This is a genomic window from Methylotenera sp. G11 (genome assembly GCF_000799735.1).
In the GTDB taxonomy this organism is placed as follows: Bacteria; Pseudomonadota; Gammaproteobacteria; order Burkholderiales; family Methylophilaceae; genus Methylotenera.
This window is the reverse complement of sequence record NZ_JUHH01000001.1, coordinates 2,489,000-2,505,058: the sequence shown is the minus strand read 5'-3', so window position 1 is coordinate 2,505,058 and position 16,059 is coordinate 2,489,000. Positions and strand designations below refer to the sequence as shown.

The window sequence follows — 16,059 nt, the reverse complement described above, 5'->3', positions numbered from 1 at the left end:
GATTATTTGTTTCTGGGTTTGAAGCTGATCGGCGCCATGCCGTTTTCCAGCACCGGCTTGTCTTTGCCGCGCCAGGCATGGGCGTAGACCACCTCAAAGGTGGCTGGCAGTTTACCGTCTTGCCTGAACTGCTCGTAGCATTGCTCCAGCCTGGCAAAGTAGGCTTTGCCCATCAGGCCGCGGGCGCGGCCATCGGTTGCATTGTGTGCACCTATGCTTTTCAGGTCGCGCATCACGCTTTTCACGTCGTCATACGTCAGCGTAAAGCGCTCCACATCCAGCACCGGGGCACTGAAACCTGCCCGCACCAAGGCATCGCCAATGTCATGCATGTCAATAAACCGGCTCACGCTGGTATAATTATTACCGCTGGCTTCATCGGTTGCGGTTCTGAGTTCACGCAAAGTATCCGGGCCGAAGGTGCTGAACATCAACAGGCTTTCAGGCTGCAATACGCGATGGAATTCTGTCAGTGCGGCGTCCAGGTCATTGCACCACTGAATCGCAAGGTTAGACCAAACCAGCCCTGTGCTGTCGCTGGCCAGGGGCAAAGATTCGATATCGGCACATAACAAGTTCTGCTTTGCACCGCCGAACAAGGATTTCAGCTGGGAAGCAAGACCAGCCTGGGTACGTGTCGCGCGTGTTTTCTGCAGCATGGGGTAGGCAAAATCCAGCGATACCACTTGCGATTTCGCATAGCGCTTCTGTAACGCATGGCTGGCAAGGCCGGTGCCGCAACCGGCATCCAGAATGACCTGCGGTTCCAGCTTCACCAAATCCAGACGGCTCAGCATTTCTTCGCGCACCAGCTTTTGCAAAATGGCCGCGGCATCGTAGGTTTCTGCGGCGCGGCCAAAAGAGCGGCGCGCGCGTGCTTTATCAATATGGTAATGGTCTATCATCACTATGCCTGCGGCTCTAAAAACTGCACCACAGCATCAATAAAATGCTCCTGATGCGATAAAAACGGGGCATGTGAGGCACCCGCCATGACACGTAAAAAACCAAACGGTAAAGTTTTCATCATCCAGTGCGCGGCCTGCACCGGTGCCAAGGTGTCGCGATCACCGTGAATCAGCAAAGTTGGTTTTCGCAACAGCCCGACTTCGGCGCGCAGATCCGTGTCCAGCAATATATCCAGCGCCCGGAATAAAACCTGCGATGAAGGCGCAGGACGTTCAGCGAATTTGTTGCGCAGCATTTTCACGGTGCTGCGCGCATCGCTGGCGCCCATGCACTGCAAGGTCAGGAACTGCGTCATGGTCTTGTGGTAGTCTTCATTCACGCTGTCCGCAAAGTTGCTGAACACTTCCGGGTCTATGCCAGCTTCCCAGGTCGTGTGGTACTCGGCGCTGTCCGCATCAAAACTTTTGTTCACGAAACATGGCGTCGCGCCCACCAGCACCAGCCTGCGTACCAGGTCAGGATAGTCCAGGGCGATGCGCATCGCTACCTGCCCGCCCAGTGACCAGCCCAGTACATCAGCATCGGCCGGCAGCGTCTCGGCCACCTTTTCAGCGACGGCATGCAGATGGAACGGCTCAATTGGCCGGCTGAAGCCCATGCCGGGCAAATCAACCAGGTGCAAAGTGAATAACCTGCTGAGCTTCTTCACCAGGGGCTGCCATACCGCGCCACTCATGCCCCAGCCGTGAATCATCACCAGATTGGGCCCGGCGCCTATGGTTTCTATATGCACATGATTGGGAGTGACGCTCATAATACGCTTTCTGCCTGATGAATGGCCGCAACCAGCTGTTTAACGTCATCCAGGGTATGGGCGGCCGATAATGAAATCCGCAGCCTTGCCGTACCGGCCGGCACGGTAGGCGGACGTATCGCCGGCACCAGGATACCCTGCGCCTGCAGGTACTCGCTGACAGCCAGCGACTCCTCATTGCCGCCGATGACCAGTGGCTGAATCGCGGTGTCTGATTCCAGCAGCTTCCATTTTTTAAGCTTCAGGTTTGCTTTCAGGTATGCAATCAAGGCAAACAGGTTGGCACGCAGGTCATCGCCCTGCTCAATCAAGTGTACTGAAGCTGACAGCGTTGCCGACAGCGCCGGTGGTGCAGGTGTTGAATACACATAGCTCTTGGCTTTCTGTATCAGGTAATCAATCACCACCTGCTCACCGGCAACAAACGCACCGGCCACCCCGGCAGCCTTGCCTAATGTCGCCATGACAATAATGCGCGGCGACTTGATATTGAAGTGGTTCAGGCTGCCCTGCCCATGCGCACCCAGCACACCAAAGCCATGTGCGTCATCCAGATACAGGTAGGCATCATATTTTTCGCACAGCGCCAGATATTCAGGAATGGGCGCAATGTCGCCATCCATGCTGAATACCGCATCGGCCGCAATCAGCTTGTGTTTAGCGGTGCTGGCTTTAAGCAGTTTTTCCAGTGCGGCCACATCGTTATGCGGGTAACGGTGAAAATCCGCGTAGGAAAAATAGCCGCCGTCATTCAGGCAGGCATGGTTCAGTTTATCGGCAAATATGGCATCGCCACGTCCTGTCAGGGCACCCAGCACGCCGATGTTCGCCATGTAGCCGGTGGAAAACAGCAAAGCCGCCGGCATCTCTACAAAACTGGCCAGCTGTTTTTCCAGCGTATCATGATAACGGTGGTGCCCGGTAATCAGATTGGAAGCTCCGCTGCCGACACCGGAATCACCCGCTGCCTTCTGCATTACCGCAATCAATTCAGGGCGGTTCGCCAGCCCCAGGTAATCATTGCTGCAAAATGACAGGTAGGGTTTCTGGTTGGCGACAATATGCTCGGCCTGCGGCGAATCCAGAAGGCGGCGCTGGCGCAGCAAGCCATTGGCTTTGCGCTGCTCAAGTTCTAGTTTTAGACTGTTTAACATTGATAACTTTAATTTTCATCCTGTCATTCCGTTGTAAAACGGAGTGACACTCAATAAATAATTACCTCTTAAACTTTGTTGATGCCCAATTTAGCAAACAGCTTCTTGTCGGTATCCGCTTCCGGATTACCGGTAGTAAGCAGTTTTTCACCGTAAAAAATACTGTTGGCACCGGCAAGGAAACACATGGCCTGCGTGCCTTCGCTCATGCTTTGGCGGCCGGCAGACAAGCGCACATAACTCGTTGGCATGGTAATCCGCGCTGCGGCAATCGTGCGCACGAATTCAAGATGGTCCAGTTCTTCAGTACCATGCAAAGGCGTGCCTTCAACTTGCGTTAACAAGTTGATCGGCACGCTCTCGGGCGGCTGTTCCATGTTGGCGAGCTGCGCCAGCAAGCCGGCACGCTGCGCACGGGTTTCACCCATGCCGATGATGCCGCCGCTGCACACGTGGATGTTCTGGCTACGCACGCGGTCCAGGGTATCCAGCCTGTCCTGATAGGTGCGAGTGGTAATCACATCGCCATAAAATTCAGGCGCGGTATCCAGATTATGGTTGTAATAGTCCAAGCCAGCTTCTTTTAACTGCTCAGCCTGCCCGTCTTTCAGCATGCCCAGAGTAGCGCAGGTTTCCAGACCCAGCGCTTTTACTTCCGCAATCATTTTCAGCACTGGCTCCAGATCGCGCTGTTTAGGGCCACGCCAGGCAGCGCCCATGCAGAAACGGCTGGCACCATTATCCTTGGCTTCTTTAGCCGCGGCCACTACATCATCCAGCGCCATCAACGGCTCATTTTCAACATCGGTATGATAGCGCGCCGCCTGCGGGCAGTAGCCGCAGTCTTCCGAACAGCCGCCGGTCTTGATTGAAAGCAAGGTGCTTACCTGCACCGCGTTCGGGTTAAAATTTTCGCGGTGCACGGTTTGCGCCTGATACATCAAATCGCTGAAAGGCAATTCAAATAATGCGACAATATCAGCCACACTCCAGCGATTGACTGTATTGGTATCACACGATTTATTCAGGTTTGCTTTAAGGCTATCGGTATTGATGACAGCTTCGGTAGCTGCGGTTGAATTGGCTGCGGATTCGAGCATGGTGTTATCCTTTGATTAGCTTGCGCTAGATTTAATCAGGTATTGAATAAACGCGATTATACCTTGTCCACAAAAAGGCCTGCAAACTTTAAACAATAGATTAAAATTTAAGCAACCATGCTCGATTTACTGTTAAAACAAAGCTGTATTTTGTGTGCCAGCCACAACGGCGGCAGTATCGGCATTTGCCATGGCTGCCTGAATGACATGCCCTGGCATACCGGCGCGCACTGCCCTCAGTGCGCGATGCTGTCGAACGGTTTGTTATGCGGCAACTGCCTGAACGCACCGCCGCATTTTGACGCCACACACGCACTGCTTACCTACGATTATCCGCTGGATAGATTATTACAACACTATAAATACAGAGAATCTCTGCACCTGGCCAACACTTTTGCGGAATTGTGGGTGAATAAAATGCATCCCCAGTCAGCCATCGACTTGATCATTCCCATGCCCATGCATGCCACGCGCCTGAAACAGCGCGGCTTTAACCAAGCCCTGGAAATTGCGAAAGTCATCAGCAAAAAAACCAGAACAGCACTGGACTACCAGGCATGTCAGCGCAGCAAGCTGACCCCACCGCAAGCCAGCCTGCCATTAAAAGACAGGATTAAGAACATACGCGGCGTATTTAACTGTGAAAAAAACCTGCACGGACTGAATATCGCACTGGTGGACGACGTAATGACCAGCGGCGCCAGCTTGAATGAATTAGCCAAAACCCTTAAACAAGCAGGCGCCGCGCATGTAGAATGCTGGGTGATTGCAAGGACTTTACCGAAGCAATACTAATTTAAAGACGCATGACGCTATGTTTACTATCGTTTTATTTGAACCCGAAATCCCGCCCAACACCGGCAACATCATCCGCCTGTGCGCCAATACCGGCGCAAACCTGCATCTGGTAAAGCCGCTGGGCTTTACGCTGGAAGACAAACAGCTCAAACGCGCAGGCCTGGATTATCACGAATATGCCAGCCTGCAGGTGCATGAAAACTGGCAGGCCTGCAAAACCGCATTGGCTGGCAGACGCATGTTTGCGCTCACGACCAAAGGCAGCACCTGCCATGCAGATATCAAGTTCGAAAAAGGTGATGTGTTTGTGTTTGGCCCGGAAACACGCGGCCTGCCGGAAGATATACGCGCTGAATTCAGCCCTGAACATAGGGTAAGGCTGCCTATGCTGCCAGATAGCCGCAGCCTGAACTTATCGAATTCTGCCGCGATCCTGTTGTACGAAGCCTGGCGGCAGATTGGGTTTGAGGGCGGAGGTTAATTGTTTAAATCCCCCTCAATCCCCCTTTTGCAAAGGGGGAAGCATTAAAATTCAAAGGGAGTTGATTTTTCTCAAATTGCAAATCAGCAATTTTAATTACATTGACAATAAGCTCATCAATACACCGCCTCCCCCTTTGCAAAAGGGGGATTGAGGGGGATTTGAAATTTACAGGGCGTTTAAAAATTGGAACATTACAAGCAACAGCTTAAACCCTTATCCCGCACCCTCAGATTCAACATGACAGATGCTGAGCAGGCACTCTGGCACCGACTCCGCCGCAAACAAATTCAAGGCTTGCAGTTCTACCGTCAAAAGCCTTTACTGTCTTATATCGTGGATTTTTACTGCCCTGCGGTAAAGCTGGTGATTGAGCTGGATGGAAGCCAGCACTTTGAAACTACGCATTTAGTTAATGACCAAAAGCGAGATATTGATTTAGCAAATGCAGGCTTACAGGTGCTTAGGTTTGATAACCGACAAGTGCTACTGGAAATGCCGGCGGTGTTGGAGGTGATCAATGAGGTGGCGGGTAAGAGAAAATCTTAAATCCCCCTCACTCCCCCTTTTTACAAAGGGGGAAGACTATCTCTCGCCACTAATTCTGTTTTTGACAGATTTACAAAATTATCAAAGTAATTAAGCAAAGCTAGACTACCACCCAAAAAGACTTCCCCCTTTATAAAAGGGGGAGTGAGGGGGATTTAGGCGTGAAACAAATTGGAGTCATACAATCAAATCAAACACCCTCAGGCTTTTGGTCTCGCCCCAGCAGATCCATCACAGCATCCTGCGCACTCTTGCCATGCGTCAATGCCTGATTCACCTCAAAAGTGATCGGCATATCCACACCAAGGCTTTCTGCACGGCGCATGACTTCCCGCGCGGTGTTCACGCCTTCTGCCACATGTCCCAGGCCTTGCAGGATATCAGCCAGGCTTTTGCCGCTGGCAAGCTGCAAACCGACTTCACGGTTTCTTGAATACTGGCCGGTACAGGTCAGTATCAGGTCACCAACCCCTGCCAGCCCCATGAACGTTTCGGCAGACGCACCCAAAGCCACACCGAAGCGCGTCATTTCAGCCAGCCCCCGTGTAATCATGGCAGCGCGCGCATTGTTGCCGAAGCCCATGCCATCGGAAATACCGGCGGCAATCGCCATCACATTCTTAACTGCACCGCCTACCGATACGCCAACAACATCGGTCGTGTTATAAACACGCAGGTTGGCGCCGTGAATCAGCTGTGCAGCTTCATTGGAGAATTCCTGATTATTGGCCGCCAGCGTGACTGCAGTCGGCAAGCCGCGCACCAGCTCAGCGGCGAAACTGGGACCAGATAACGCCCCCCACCGCTGCGTGCTGCCCAGCTCTTCCAGCGCCACCTCATATGGCAGCTTGGCAGAACCGGGTTCCAGGCCTTTGTGTGCCCAGATAATCGGCAAGTCAGAGCCCAGCGCCGTGATGTCTTTCAAGATGCCGCGAAAGCCCGCGGTAGGCACTACGGACAAGATCAGATCCGCACCATCCAGCGCCGCCTGCAAATCATCTTCAACCGACAGCTGATCATTGAATTTAAAATCACCGAGGTATAAAGGGTTTGCCCGCGCCTTGCGCATACCGGACACATGGCCGGCATTACGCGCCCATAGCGATACACGGTGACGCTGACTCAGGTTCATTGCGAGCGCCGTACCCCAGGCACCGGCACCGAGTACCGCAATTTTTGCATCCGTAGTTTTTAAACCCGCCTGAGTTTTAACCTTTGAATCAGTTACCATCTAGAAGCGCCCATCTAATTAAATCCCCATACCGAGGATATTAAAACAAACCCCGTAATACCATCACGATGCTTAATTTTAAGCCAGCCATTAGTAAGCTTGGTGTCGGCGATTTCCAGCACGACATCTTTGTCTACGGTAGCAAGTAAATTCGATGCAACATCGGCACCCGACCTTATTTCAGCATTGGCGGTGATCACCATCACAGTTCGCCTGTCGGACAACTGCTTGGCCTCTACCCAGCTGATAGCGCCCTGTGCATCACGCACTTTCAGCCATTCACCGAGATTTACGATAACTTCAACAGGATAGTTCTGGCTAAGTAGCAGGATTTTCTTTGCCGAAGCTGAAGGCGCATCGTAGAGTACGGCTTTGGGCACCGCGACTGATTTAAACTCCAATGCCTCCGCCAGCAAGGGCGTCAGCATCAGAGTGATGAGTACGGTTATAGATCTTGCGCCAAAATGAAACATGATCCGGAGTGCCGAACTGCTTAAGCCTGCGCAGCCTGTTGCTGTTTTTGCTGGGCAAATAACGCTTCAAAATTGATCGGGTTCAGCAGCACCGGCTGGAAGCCTGCGCGCACGATCAGGTCGGATACGCTTTCACGTGCATATGGGAACAGGATATTCGGGCAGGTGATGCCAACGATCAATTCAATATTTTCCGCCGGCACATTGCTGATCTGGAAAATACCTGCTTGTGTCACTTCTACCAGAAATACCGTTTTATCGGCGATTTTTGAAGTCACAGTCACTTTGATTGCAACTTCGAATACATTTTCTTCGATTTGCTGTGCGAAATTGCCCAGTTCAATGCTGACCTGAGGTTGAGTGCGATCCGTGAAAATTTGTGGCGCGTGAGGAATCTCTAAAGAAACATCCTTAACGTAAATCTTCTCGATACTGAAACCTGGTTGCTGTGCTTGTTCCTGTGCTGCGTTGTTATCTTCTTGTGCCATGATTTTCTACTTAAAAAATGTTAATTGAATAGGTTAATGAGTAAACCGCCAAAAAATCAGCCGCTATTTTAGCAGACTTTACTCAGCAGTCCTTGACTTGGCTGCATTAAGCCAACAGCGGATCCAGCCCGCCCGCCAGATCCAGCGCACGCAAATCATCAAAGCCGCCGATATGGCGATCATCAATGAAAATCTGCGGCACGGTACGGCGTCCGGTCCTCTCCATCATTTCACTGCGCTTTTCAGGCTCCAGGTCTACGCGCACCTTATTGATCTCCCTGACGCCTTTACTGGCCAGCAAACGTTCTGCATTCATGCAGTAAGGGCATACTGCCGAGGTATACATGAGAATATTGGCCATGATTACGTCTTTACCACAGGTAACTTGGCCGTAAGCCATGCATCCAGGCCGCCTTGCAGGTTATTCACCTGCTTAAATTCGGCTTTGCGCAGGATCTCGCAGGCTTTGGCTGAGCGCGCACCACGCTGGCAATTCACCAGTATCGGTTTGTCTTTATATTTATTTAACTCTGTCAGGCGTTCTGCGAGTTTATCCAAGGGAATGTGCTTGGCGTCTACAATATGCCCGCTTGCAAATTCGGCATCATTGCGCACGTCGAGCACCAGTGCGTGGTTACGGTTAATCAGGTTGATCGCTTCAGCCGTGCTCAGGTTCAGCGCCCCGCCTGCGCCTTTTTTGAATGACGGCAGCAACAGCATCATGCCAGAGCCCAGAGCCAGACCGATCAATAAAACATTTTCTTTAAAAAATTCCACTTAACACCTTTCAATATTTGAATCACATGTACGTATAACGCATCAGCCAGATCATGGTCACACTCATAATCACACTAAAAATTTATAGTCAGATTTTACGTGTAATTAGGCTAAAATAGTGGGTATACGACCATAAATTATATGATGAATTGTCAAGGCGAACACTATGTCACCCACAAATACTACTCCAGTATGTCTGCTCATTTTAGATGGCTTCGGTTACCGTGAGGAAATTAAAGACAACGCGATTGCCCAGGCCAGAAAACCGAACCTGGATGCATTATGGAATAATTTTCCGCACACACTGATCAACGCCTCGGAACATTATGTTGGCCTGCCGGATGGGCAGATGGGCAACTCGGAAGTCGGCCACCTCAATATCGGTGCCGGACGCATCGTGTTTCAGGACTTTGAGCGTATCAACAACAGCATTGCAAGCGGCGAGTTCTTTGAGCATCCCGAACTGAAGGCAGCCCTCCTCGCCATCAAGAACAATCATAAATCTTTGCATATCTTCGGCCTGCTGTCAGATGGTGGTGTACATAGCCATCAGGATCACATATATGCAATGGTAGAAATGGCGGCAAGGCTCGGGCTTGATAAAATCTACGTTCATGCATTCCTTGACGGACGCGACACCCCTCCGGTCAGCGCAGCACCGTTTATCGATGCGCTGGAACAACAGTGCAGAAAATCTGGCACGGCAAAAATCGCTTCTATCAGCGGCCGCTTTTTCGGCATGGACCGCGATAAACGCTGGCCGCGTGTCGAGGCTGCCTACAAGCTCTTTACGGAAGGTGAAGGCGAGTTCACGGCAGAAACCGCAGCCAAAGGCCTGCAGGACGCTTACGCACGCGGCGAGAATGATGAATTTGTCAAGACGACAGCTATCCGCAAGCCGGGCGAAGCACCGGTAAAACTGGAAGACGGCGATGTAGTTGTATTCATGAATTTCCGCTCCGACCGCGCACGCCAGCTCACGCATGCACTGCTGGCGGAAGAGTTTGACGGATTTCACCGCCGCCATGTACCTAAACTGGCGGGTTACTTCACACTGACCATGTATGACAAAAAAGAGACTAAAGCCACTGTCATCTTTCCGCCACAGCAGGTCAGCAACACCTTCGGTGAATATTTATCGACGTCAGGGCTGACGCAGCTGCGCATTGCGGAAACCGAGAAATACCCGCACGTCACGTTTTTCTTTAACGGCGGCGAAGAAACCGTGTTTGAGGGTGAAGACAGGATCCTGGTGCCGTCGCCCAAAGTCGAGACCTATGACCTGCAGCCGGAAATGAGCGCGTTTGAGGTAACCGACAGACTTGAGGAAGCCATCCTCAGCAAAAAGTACAATGCCATCATCTGCAACTATGCCAATTGCGACATGGTGGGCCATTCCGGCAACCTGAAAGCGGCCACCGCTGCGGTTGAAGCGCTGGATACCTGCATCGGCCGCGTAGTGAATGCAATGCAGAGCATAGGCGGCGAAGTGCTGATCACGGCAGACCACGGCAATGCAGAGCAGATGTATGACCCTGCCAACCACCAGCCACACACCCAGCACACCACCAACCTTGTCCCGCTCATGTACATCGGCAGGAAAGCCGTCCTGAATGACAACGGCGCATTATCTGACCTTGCCCCCACCCTGCTGCACATGATGGGACTGAGCCAGCCAGCCGAAATGACGGGCAAGAATCTGTTACAGCTCAAAAACTGATTCCAAGCCGGGCGATTCACAATACCAATCACAATGAAGCGATACCCTCTGTTACAAGCAGCAGCCTGTGCGACCTTGATGGCCGCAGCCCTGCTGTATGCGCCGCTGACGATGGCAGAAAAGAAACCTGAACAGACCAAGCGCGCATTAAGCGATGTGCATGAACGCCTGGAATCACTCAAAAAAGAGCTTAACAGCTCACAGGAGGCGCACAAAGACGCTGCCGACGCCTTGAAGGAAAGTGAAATTGCCATTAGCGAGGCCAATAAGAAACTCTATGAAATCAATCAGCGCCAGCAGGAAAACAAGAAGCTGCTGAACAACCTGCAGGCTGACTCAAATGCTACCAACCAGGCGCTGGCACAGCAACAGAAATTACTGAGCGGCCAACTTTACCAGCAATATGTATATGGCCAGCAAAGCTATCTGCGTATGATTCTGCAAAGTGAAAAGCCCAGCCAGATCGCACGCGACGTGCACTATTTTTCATATATCGCAAAAACACGCGCTGAAACCATCAGACAGATGCAGGACAACCTGACAAAGATCAGCAGGCTTAATGAAGAAACCGCTGCCGCCTTGCAGGAAGTCGCTGAACTCAAGAACAGGCAGATCGAAGAGCGCCGCGAGCTTCAGCAACAGAAATCAGAAAAATCAAAAGTGGTTAAATCACTTTCGCAGCAGATCGCGAGCCAGCGCGATGAAATCAAAAAGTTGAGCCGCGACGAAAAACGGCTGGCTCAACTGGTTGAACGCCTGGCTAAGATCGTTCCGGCCAAACCAAAACCTGCCAGGAACAGCCAGGCCAGGAAAAACAGCCCATCGCCTGCAACGGCTTCCAGTGAAAGCAGCACGCCCGCCAATCAAGTCGTGGCAAGCAACGACGCATTGCCTACTGACGCTTTGTCCGGCATCAACTTTGCTGCCCTCAAAGGCAAACTCAGGCTGCCGGTGCGCGGCGATGTGACTAACAGGTTTGGCGCCAACCGTGCGGATAGCGGCATTTCATGGAAAGGCCTGTTCATCAAAGCCAATGAAGGCGCGGAAGTCAGGTCTGTGGCAAGTGGCCGTGTTGTTTTTTCCGACTGGTTAAGGGGTTTCGGCAACCTGATTATCGTAGACCACGGTGACGGCTATATGAGCCTGTATGGCAATAACCAGGCTATTCTGAAACAGGCCGGCGACAGCGTACGCGGCGGTGATGCGATTGCCTATGTCGGCAATAGCGGCGGCAATGAAACTAACGGCTTATATTATGAACTCAGGCGCCAGAGCCGGCCATTCGACCCGCTCTCCTGGAGCAACCTCAATTAGCGCAGCCTGATCCTTAAATTACAGGGCCGTGTGTCAGGTTTTAGTCGATAGAATAAAAGGGTCATCAAAAGACCGGTCATGTTCTTCAAACATGCTCGAAAGCTTTTGGTAAAAACGGATATAGATTTCGGCAGTATTGGCCTCACGATCCAGCGCAAAGCATTCATCGACCAGTGCATTCAGCTTATGCATGATCTCGGCATGGGCAAGCTTGTGCATACGGTAATACTCATAATCTTCCGTCACATGGGGCCGCTTTAACATAATGGCTTCTTCATGATCAAAATGGTCAGCCGCAAGGTCAATCACATAATACAGGAACGATGGCAGGCGCCCTTGGCACGAGGTCTGCTTTTCGTAATCACAACGACTGCAGTCCGGCAGTTTTTCCTGCTTGCTGCAAGCGCAGGCATCCCTGAGGTCGGTCAGGAACTTCTCCAGTAGTCGATGTTCTTTTTCAATCATGAGGTAATCAGCAGGCGTGAGCGCCTTGATAGCCTGAACATGGACAGACATAACTCCCTCCTTACGCGTGTGCCAAAGCGATTGACTTCGATACGTTCACTATACTCGCCTATGAGCAGACTATACAAGCGAAGCTGTTTACAGATGCCAGAACGCTCAGAACTCGACGTTCACCTGCTTACTCTTGGCCAGGGATGCCGCAAACCGCATCTGCTGCTTATTCTCCTGCTGGCCGCTTTTAAGATGGTGATAAAAATTCAGCATGCGCTCTGCCTGCAATTTTGCAGTCCAATTCTCGCTTGCATAAACCAGTGCCGCCTTGCCTAGTTCATAGCGGTCTTGCGGATATTTCAGCAGCTGGTGCACTTTCTCGGCAAAACCTTCGATATGGTCCGGCGCGATCAAGGCGCCTTGTCCTTCCACCAGGATTGAAGCCGTTCCCAGTTCGGCAATCGCAACCACCGGTGTACCTTGCGCCATGGCTTCAAGCAATACCAATCCTTGTGTCTCGCTTTTTGAGGAGAACACGAATATATCGGCAGCCTGATAGCACGCATTCAGCTCCGTGTTGCGGTCAAGGTAGCCGATAAATTTTATATTGCTATCCAGTGCCAGCGCTTTGGCCTGCTGATGCAGGCTTTTTTCGGCGGGTCCTTGCCCGGCTACCACCAGCAGCGCTTGCGGATGCCGTTCAAGCAGCACTTTCGTCATTTCAAGTAAAAAGCCGATATTCTTTTCAAAGGCCACCCGTCCGACGAACAATAACATCGGACGATCCAGGGGAATGCCATACTTGATCCTGAAAGCTTCTCCATCCGCCTCTTTGAAGCTATGTTCCTGCAACCCGGTGGCGATCACTTCAGCAGCCGCTTTTACGCCATACGCACGCAGCACGCTCAGCATTGGCGCTGATGGCGCAACGATCGCATCCACTGCATTGCACTGCCGTTTTGAAATCATGCGCGCAATACCGCGTGCCATCAGCTTTGGAATCCACGGCAGGTAATGATGCAGATAATCTTCAAAGAAGGTATGGTAGGTTTCAACGCAAGGCACATTCAATTCGCGCGCAAGCCTGAGCCCCAGGTAATGCGCAACAAAAGGCGTATGCACATGGATCAGGTCGTAGTTTTCGCGGCGCAGCTCTGGCAACTTCTGCATCGCCGCACTCCACTTCATTAATTTATCTTCAGGATCGAAATAGATATTATGCGCGGGAATGCGTTTGATCCAGCCCTCATCTTCGGTAGCGGCCGCGTAGTCCGGCGCAATCAGATGCACCTCATGCCCCAGGCTTTGCATCTGTTTAACAAAAGTACGTATGGAGGTAGAAACACCATTGATACGCGGGAAATAAACATCTGAGATATATAGGATTTTCATTCGAACCTGGCCTCACCATTTAACACAGCCAATATAGGCAAGCTTTATGACAGTTTCATGAATATGACAGCAAGAATAAAGACTTGGGTCATGAAAGGCAAAACACGGCTCTTACAAAAACACAGGCACAAGCAGGAAAGACAAGCCGGCAACCGTGGAGCCGATCAACGCGCCGGCCACAACATCGCTGGGATAGTGCAGTCCAAGCACCACGCGAGACAAGCCCACCATGAATGTAAACGGCAGCAATATCACCGATAACTGAGGGTAGTAGTTAAGCGCGATCACGCTGAACAAAACCGCATGCAGCGTATGGCCGGATGGAAAGCTGAACTTATCCAGAGGCATCGCCGCCATGTTAATTTCCTGCCGCACCTGATATGGCCGCGGACGCAGAGTCTTGGCTTTCAGCCATTTATAAAGCAAGGTACCACACAAACCGGCAGCGGCCATATGCAGCACGGGCAGCAGGCCATCACCGCCCTTGAACATCAGTATCGAAAACATCAGGCCATACCAGAACACACCATCGCCAAGACGGCTCACCAGCCTGAAGCTGTCACGTATCATCCGGTACTGGCTGGTATGGTTGAATGCCACGCACATATTGCTATCGAACTGGTGCATGCGATACAGATATGTTTTTATTTTAAAAGGCATTTTCAGCTCCAATCCAAATGGGATTGGAGCTAGCTTGTCATGCCAATGTGAATATTTTGTGAAGATAAAATGAAGTTTTCCGCACACAACGCCTATGTGCTGACCAGCCCGCTGGATACCCAATGCTCCCCGGAGAATCAAAAAGCTCGCAGGGCGCACTCGTTTGCAGTGCGCCGCACGGAAACTGCCGCAATCAGGCTGCCGCGGCAGCCACGGTTTCTGCGATTCTCTCTGCCAGCGCCTGTACCTGCTGCTGGTTCTCACCCTCTACCATCACGCGGATTTTCGGCTCAGTGCCAGAAGCCCTCAGCAGCACCCGGCCACTGCCGGCAAGTGCATCTTCGGCAGATTTCACCGCAGCCTGGATTTCGGCGTGATTAGCCAGGTCAATCTTTTTGGCGGTTTTTACATTAATCAGCACTTGTGGATACAGCGGAATCTCCGCAAGCAGCTGGTTCAGGGTTTTACCGCTTTGCATGAGTGCATGCAGCACCTGCAGGGCGGCAATAATGCCATCGCCGCTGCTGTGTTTATCCAGCGTCAGGATATGGCCTGAATTCTCACCGCCCAATTGCCAGCCGTTCTGGTTGAGCAGTTCCAGCACATAACGGTCACCGACCTTGGCGCGTGCAAAAGGAATATGCATCGCTGCCAGTCTATGTTCCAGCGCCAGGTTGGTCATCAGCGTACCGATAACGCCACCCGCCAGAGCCCCCTCCTGCTGACGTGCAGCAGCAATGATGTACAGCAGTTGATCGCCATCCAGCAGCTGCCCATCGGCGGCAACCATCATCACGCGGTCGCCGTCGCCGTCAAATGCGATACCCAGATCGGCACCGTGTTCAACAACCGCTTTCTGCAAGGCCTGCGGATGGGTGGAGCCGACCTGCTCATTGATATTGAGACCATCAGGTTTATTGCCGATTGCAACGATCTCGGCGCCCAGCTCATGAAATACCGGCGGCGCTACATGATAGGTTGCACCATGCGCGCAATCCAATACAATCTTCAGCCCGCGCAGGTCCAGGTGGTTGGGGAAAGTGCTCTTGCAGAACTCGACATAACGGCCGGCGGCATCATCGATACGGCGCGCCTTGCCCAGCCTGGCGGATTCCATCACTTGCATCGGCTCGTCCAGCGCCGCCTCGATGGCATGTTCCACATCATCGGGCAGTTTAGTACCCTGGCTTGAAAAGAACTTGATGCCGTTATCGTAATACGGGTTATGCGATGCTGAAATCACAATACCCGCCTGCGCCCGAAGCGCACGGGTCAGGTAAGCCACAGCCGGCGTGGGCATCGGGCCGGTCAGCAGCACATCAACGCCTGCCGCAGACAGGCCGGCCTCCAATGCCGCTTCGAACATATAACCGGAAATGCGGGTATCCTTGCCAATCAGCACCGCAGGATGCGCGCCTTTTGCCAGATGGCTATCCATATTGGTCAGCACATGACCGGCCGCATAGCCCAGGCGCATCACAAATTCAGGCGTGATAAGTGCATCCCCAACACGGCCACGAATACCATCCGTACCAAAATATTTTTTTGTCATTGCTGTTTTCTCAACTTATCACAACTATTTCAATTTTCACATCTCCCCTGCTTCCGCGCTGAGTAGCGCAGGCTTACTGGGAGGTTTCGGCAAGCGGCTGTCTGAGCCAGCATTTGGCTTCCCCAATTTGCTAAGCCAGTAAACTGGCAAGCAAAGTGTGAGCGGTAGGGAGTGCCCTGTTCTTTGGTTAC

The 16,059-nt window shown here is 52.1% G+C and carries 18 protein-coding genes; 5 read left to right on the top strand and 13 right to left on the bottom strand.

Annotated features, from left to right (window positions below; all coding sequences use genetic code 11):
• Positions 1-2: 2 nt before the first annotated feature.
• The 4 genes from bioC to bioB all read right to left on the bottom strand — a co-directional run bounded on the left by bioC (position 3) and on the right by bioB (position 3,977).
• Positions 3-905, bottom strand: a complete 903-nt coding sequence (bioC, locus tag GQ51_RS11745) for a malonyl-ACP O-methyltransferase BioC (protein ID WP_047553268.1) — start codon at positions 903-905, stop codon at positions 3-5.
• A 2-nt stretch (positions 906-907) separates the two neighbouring features.
• Positions 908-1,723 (bottom strand): pimeloyl-ACP methyl ester esterase BioH, encoded by an 816-nt coding sequence (bioH, locus tag GQ51_RS11740; RefSeq protein WP_047553264.1) that lies wholly within the window; start codon positions 1,721-1,723, stop codon positions 908-910.
• Entirely contained in the window at positions 1,720-2,877 is a 1,158-nt protein-coding gene (bioF, locus tag GQ51_RS11735; RefSeq protein ID WP_047553261.1) for an 8-amino-7-oxononanoate synthase, read from the bottom strand. The genes bioH and bioF overlap by 4 nt, the downstream gene beginning before the upstream one ends.
• Before the next feature lie 68 nt (positions 2,878-2,945).
• Positions 2,946-3,977: a biotin synthase BioB gene (bioB, locus tag GQ51_RS11730; protein ID WP_081987150.1), complete on the bottom strand. Its 1,032-nt coding sequence runs from the start codon at positions 3,975-3,977 to the stop codon at positions 2,946-2,948.
• A gap of 117 nt (positions 3,978-4,094) precedes the next feature.
• Here bioB and GQ51_RS11725 point away from each other — a divergent pair, with 117 nt between their 5' ends.
• The 3 genes from GQ51_RS11725 (at position 4,095) to GQ51_RS11715 (ending at position 5,805) form a co-directional block, all read left to right on the top strand.
• Positions 4,095-4,772, top strand: a complete 678-nt coding sequence (locus GQ51_RS11725; protein WP_047553258.1) for a ComF family protein — start codon at positions 4,095-4,097, stop codon at positions 4,770-4,772.
• Positions 4,773-4,791: 19 nt separating this feature from the next.
• Positions 4,792-5,256, top strand: a complete 465-nt coding sequence (gene trmL, locus GQ51_RS11720) for a tRNA (uridine(34)/cytosine(34)/5-carboxymethylaminomethyluridine(34)-2'-O)-methyltransferase TrmL (protein ID WP_047553255.1) — start codon at positions 4,792-4,794, stop codon at positions 5,254-5,256.
• Between the two features lie 186 nt (positions 5,257-5,442).
• Positions 5,443-5,805, top strand: a complete 363-nt coding sequence (locus tag GQ51_RS11715) for an endonuclease domain-containing protein (protein WP_047553252.1) — start codon at positions 5,443-5,445, stop codon at positions 5,803-5,805.
• 190 nt (positions 5,806-5,995) lie between these two features.
• On the opposite strand, the gene GQ51_RS11710 is transcribed toward GQ51_RS11715, so the two are convergent.
• The 5 genes from GQ51_RS11710 to GQ51_RS11690 form a co-directional block, all read right to left on the bottom strand.
• Positions 5,996-7,036, bottom strand: coding sequence for an NAD(P)H-dependent glycerol-3-phosphate dehydrogenase (locus tag GQ51_RS11710; protein WP_052177828.1), 1,041 nt, complete (start codon positions 7,034-7,036; stop codon positions 5,996-5,998).
• 14 nt (positions 7,037-7,050) lie between these two features.
• Positions 7,051-7,464: an SH3 domain-containing protein gene (locus tag GQ51_RS11705; RefSeq protein ID WP_235276220.1), complete on the bottom strand. Its 414-nt coding sequence runs from the start codon at positions 7,462-7,464 to the stop codon at positions 7,051-7,053.
• Between the two features lie 65 nt (positions 7,465-7,529).
• Positions 7,530-7,997, bottom strand: a complete 468-nt coding sequence (gene secB, locus GQ51_RS11700) for a protein-export chaperone SecB (protein WP_047553247.1) — start codon at positions 7,995-7,997, stop codon at positions 7,530-7,532.
• A gap of 106 nt (positions 7,998-8,103) precedes the next feature.
• Positions 8,104-8,358, bottom strand: coding sequence for a glutaredoxin 3 (gene grxC, locus GQ51_RS11695; RefSeq protein ID WP_047553245.1), 255 nt, complete (start codon positions 8,356-8,358; stop codon positions 8,104-8,106).
• Between the two features lie 2 nt (positions 8,359-8,360).
• Positions 8,361-8,774: a rhodanese-like domain-containing protein gene (locus tag GQ51_RS11690; protein ID WP_047553243.1), complete on the bottom strand. Its 414-nt coding sequence runs from the start codon at positions 8,772-8,774 to the stop codon at positions 8,361-8,363.
• A gap of 166 nt (positions 8,775-8,940) precedes the next feature.
• On the opposite strand from GQ51_RS11690, the gene gpmI reads away from it, so the two are divergent.
• On the top strand, positions 8,941-10,494 hold the full coding sequence (gene gpmI, locus GQ51_RS11685; protein WP_047553240.1) for a 2,3-bisphosphoglycerate-independent phosphoglycerate mutase: 1,554 nt from the start codon (positions 8,941-8,943) through the stop codon (positions 10,492-10,494).
• A gap of 33 nt (positions 10,495-10,527) precedes the next feature.
• Positions 10,528-11,808 carry a murein hydrolase activator EnvC family protein gene (locus tag GQ51_RS11680; protein ID WP_047553237.1) on the top strand — a complete coding sequence of 427 codons (1,281 nt, stop codon included), beginning with the start codon at positions 10,528-10,530 and terminating at the stop codon, positions 11,806-11,808.
• Between the two features lie 33 nt (positions 11,809-11,841).
• Here the strand turns inward: GQ51_RS11680 and GQ51_RS11675 are convergent, their stop codons facing one another.
• From GQ51_RS11675 to glmM, 4 genes are all read right to left on the bottom strand, one after another.
• Positions 11,842-12,324, bottom strand: a complete 483-nt coding sequence (locus tag GQ51_RS11675; protein ID WP_047553234.1) for a hypothetical protein — start codon at positions 12,322-12,324, stop codon at positions 11,842-11,844.
• Positions 12,325-12,429: 105 nt separating this feature from the next.
• Positions 12,430-13,656, bottom strand: coding sequence for a glycosyltransferase (locus GQ51_RS11670; protein ID WP_052177827.1), 1,227 nt, complete (start codon positions 13,654-13,656; stop codon positions 12,430-12,432).
• 111 nt (positions 13,657-13,767) lie between these two features.
• Complete coding sequence (locus GQ51_RS11665) at positions 13,768-14,316, bottom strand: phosphatase PAP2 family protein (protein WP_047554221.1); 549 nt, start codon at positions 14,314-14,316, stop codon at positions 13,768-13,770.
• Between the two features lie 193 nt (positions 14,317-14,509).
• Positions 14,510-15,868, bottom strand: coding sequence for a phosphoglucosamine mutase (gene glmM, locus GQ51_RS11660; RefSeq protein WP_047553231.1), 1,359 nt, complete (start codon positions 15,866-15,868; stop codon positions 14,510-14,512).
• Positions 15,869-16,059 lie beyond the last annotated feature (191 nt).

Excerpts from the sequence above, each read along its gene's own strand:
- bioC (WP_047553268.1), bottom strand. The coding sequence starts at position 905 with ATGATAGACCATTACCATATTGATAAAGCACGCGCGCGCCGCTCTTTT.
- bioH (WP_047553264.1), bottom strand. The coding sequence starts at position 1,723 with ATGAGCGTCACTCCCAATCATGTGCATATAGAAACCATAGGCGCCGGG.
- bioF (WP_047553261.1), bottom strand. The coding sequence starts at position 2,877 with ATGTTAAACAGTCTAAAACTAGAACTTGAGCAGCGCAAAGCCAATGGC.
- bioB (WP_081987150.1), bottom strand. The coding sequence starts at position 3,977 with ATGCTCGAATCCGCAGCCAATTCAACCGCAGCTACCGAAGCTGTCATC.
- GQ51_RS11725 (WP_047553258.1), top strand. The coding sequence starts at position 4,095 with ATGCTCGATTTACTGTTAAAACAAAGCTGTATTTTGTGTGCCAGCCAC.
- trmL (WP_047553255.1), top strand. The coding sequence starts at position 4,792 with ATGTTTACTATCGTTTTATTTGAACCCGAAATCCCGCCCAACACCGGC.
- GQ51_RS11710 (WP_052177828.1), bottom strand. The coding sequence starts at position 7,036 with ATGGTAACTGATTCAAAGGTTAAAACTCAGGCGGGTTTAAAAACTACG.
- GQ51_RS11705 (WP_235276220.1), bottom strand. The coding sequence starts at position 7,464 with ATGCTGACGCCCTTGCTGGCGGAGGCATTGGAGTTTAAATCAGTCGCG.
- secB (WP_047553247.1), bottom strand. The coding sequence starts at position 7,997 with ATGGCACAAGAAGATAACAACGCAGCACAGGAACAAGCACAGCAACCA.
- grxC (WP_047553245.1), bottom strand. The coding sequence starts at position 8,358 with ATGGCCAATATTCTCATGTATACCTCGGCAGTATGCCCTTACTGCATG.
- gpmI (WP_047553240.1), top strand. The coding sequence starts at position 8,941 with ATGTCACCCACAAATACTACTCCAGTATGTCTGCTCATTTTAGATGGC.
- GQ51_RS11680 (WP_047553237.1), top strand. The coding sequence starts at position 10,528 with ATGAAGCGATACCCTCTGTTACAAGCAGCAGCCTGTGCGACCTTGATG.
- GQ51_RS11675 (WP_047553234.1), bottom strand. The coding sequence starts at position 12,324 with ATGTCTGTCCATGTTCAGGCTATCAAGGCGCTCACGCCTGCTGATTAC.
- GQ51_RS11670 (WP_052177827.1), bottom strand. The coding sequence starts at position 13,656 with ATGAAAATCCTATATATCTCAGATGTTTATTTCCCGCGTATCAATGGT.
- GQ51_RS11665 (WP_047554221.1), bottom strand. The coding sequence starts at position 14,316 with ATGCCTTTTAAAATAAAAACATATCTGTATCGCATGCACCAGTTCGAT.
- glmM (WP_047553231.1), bottom strand. The coding sequence starts at position 15,868 with ATGACAAAAAAATATTTTGGTACGGATGGTATTCGTGGCCGTGTTGGG.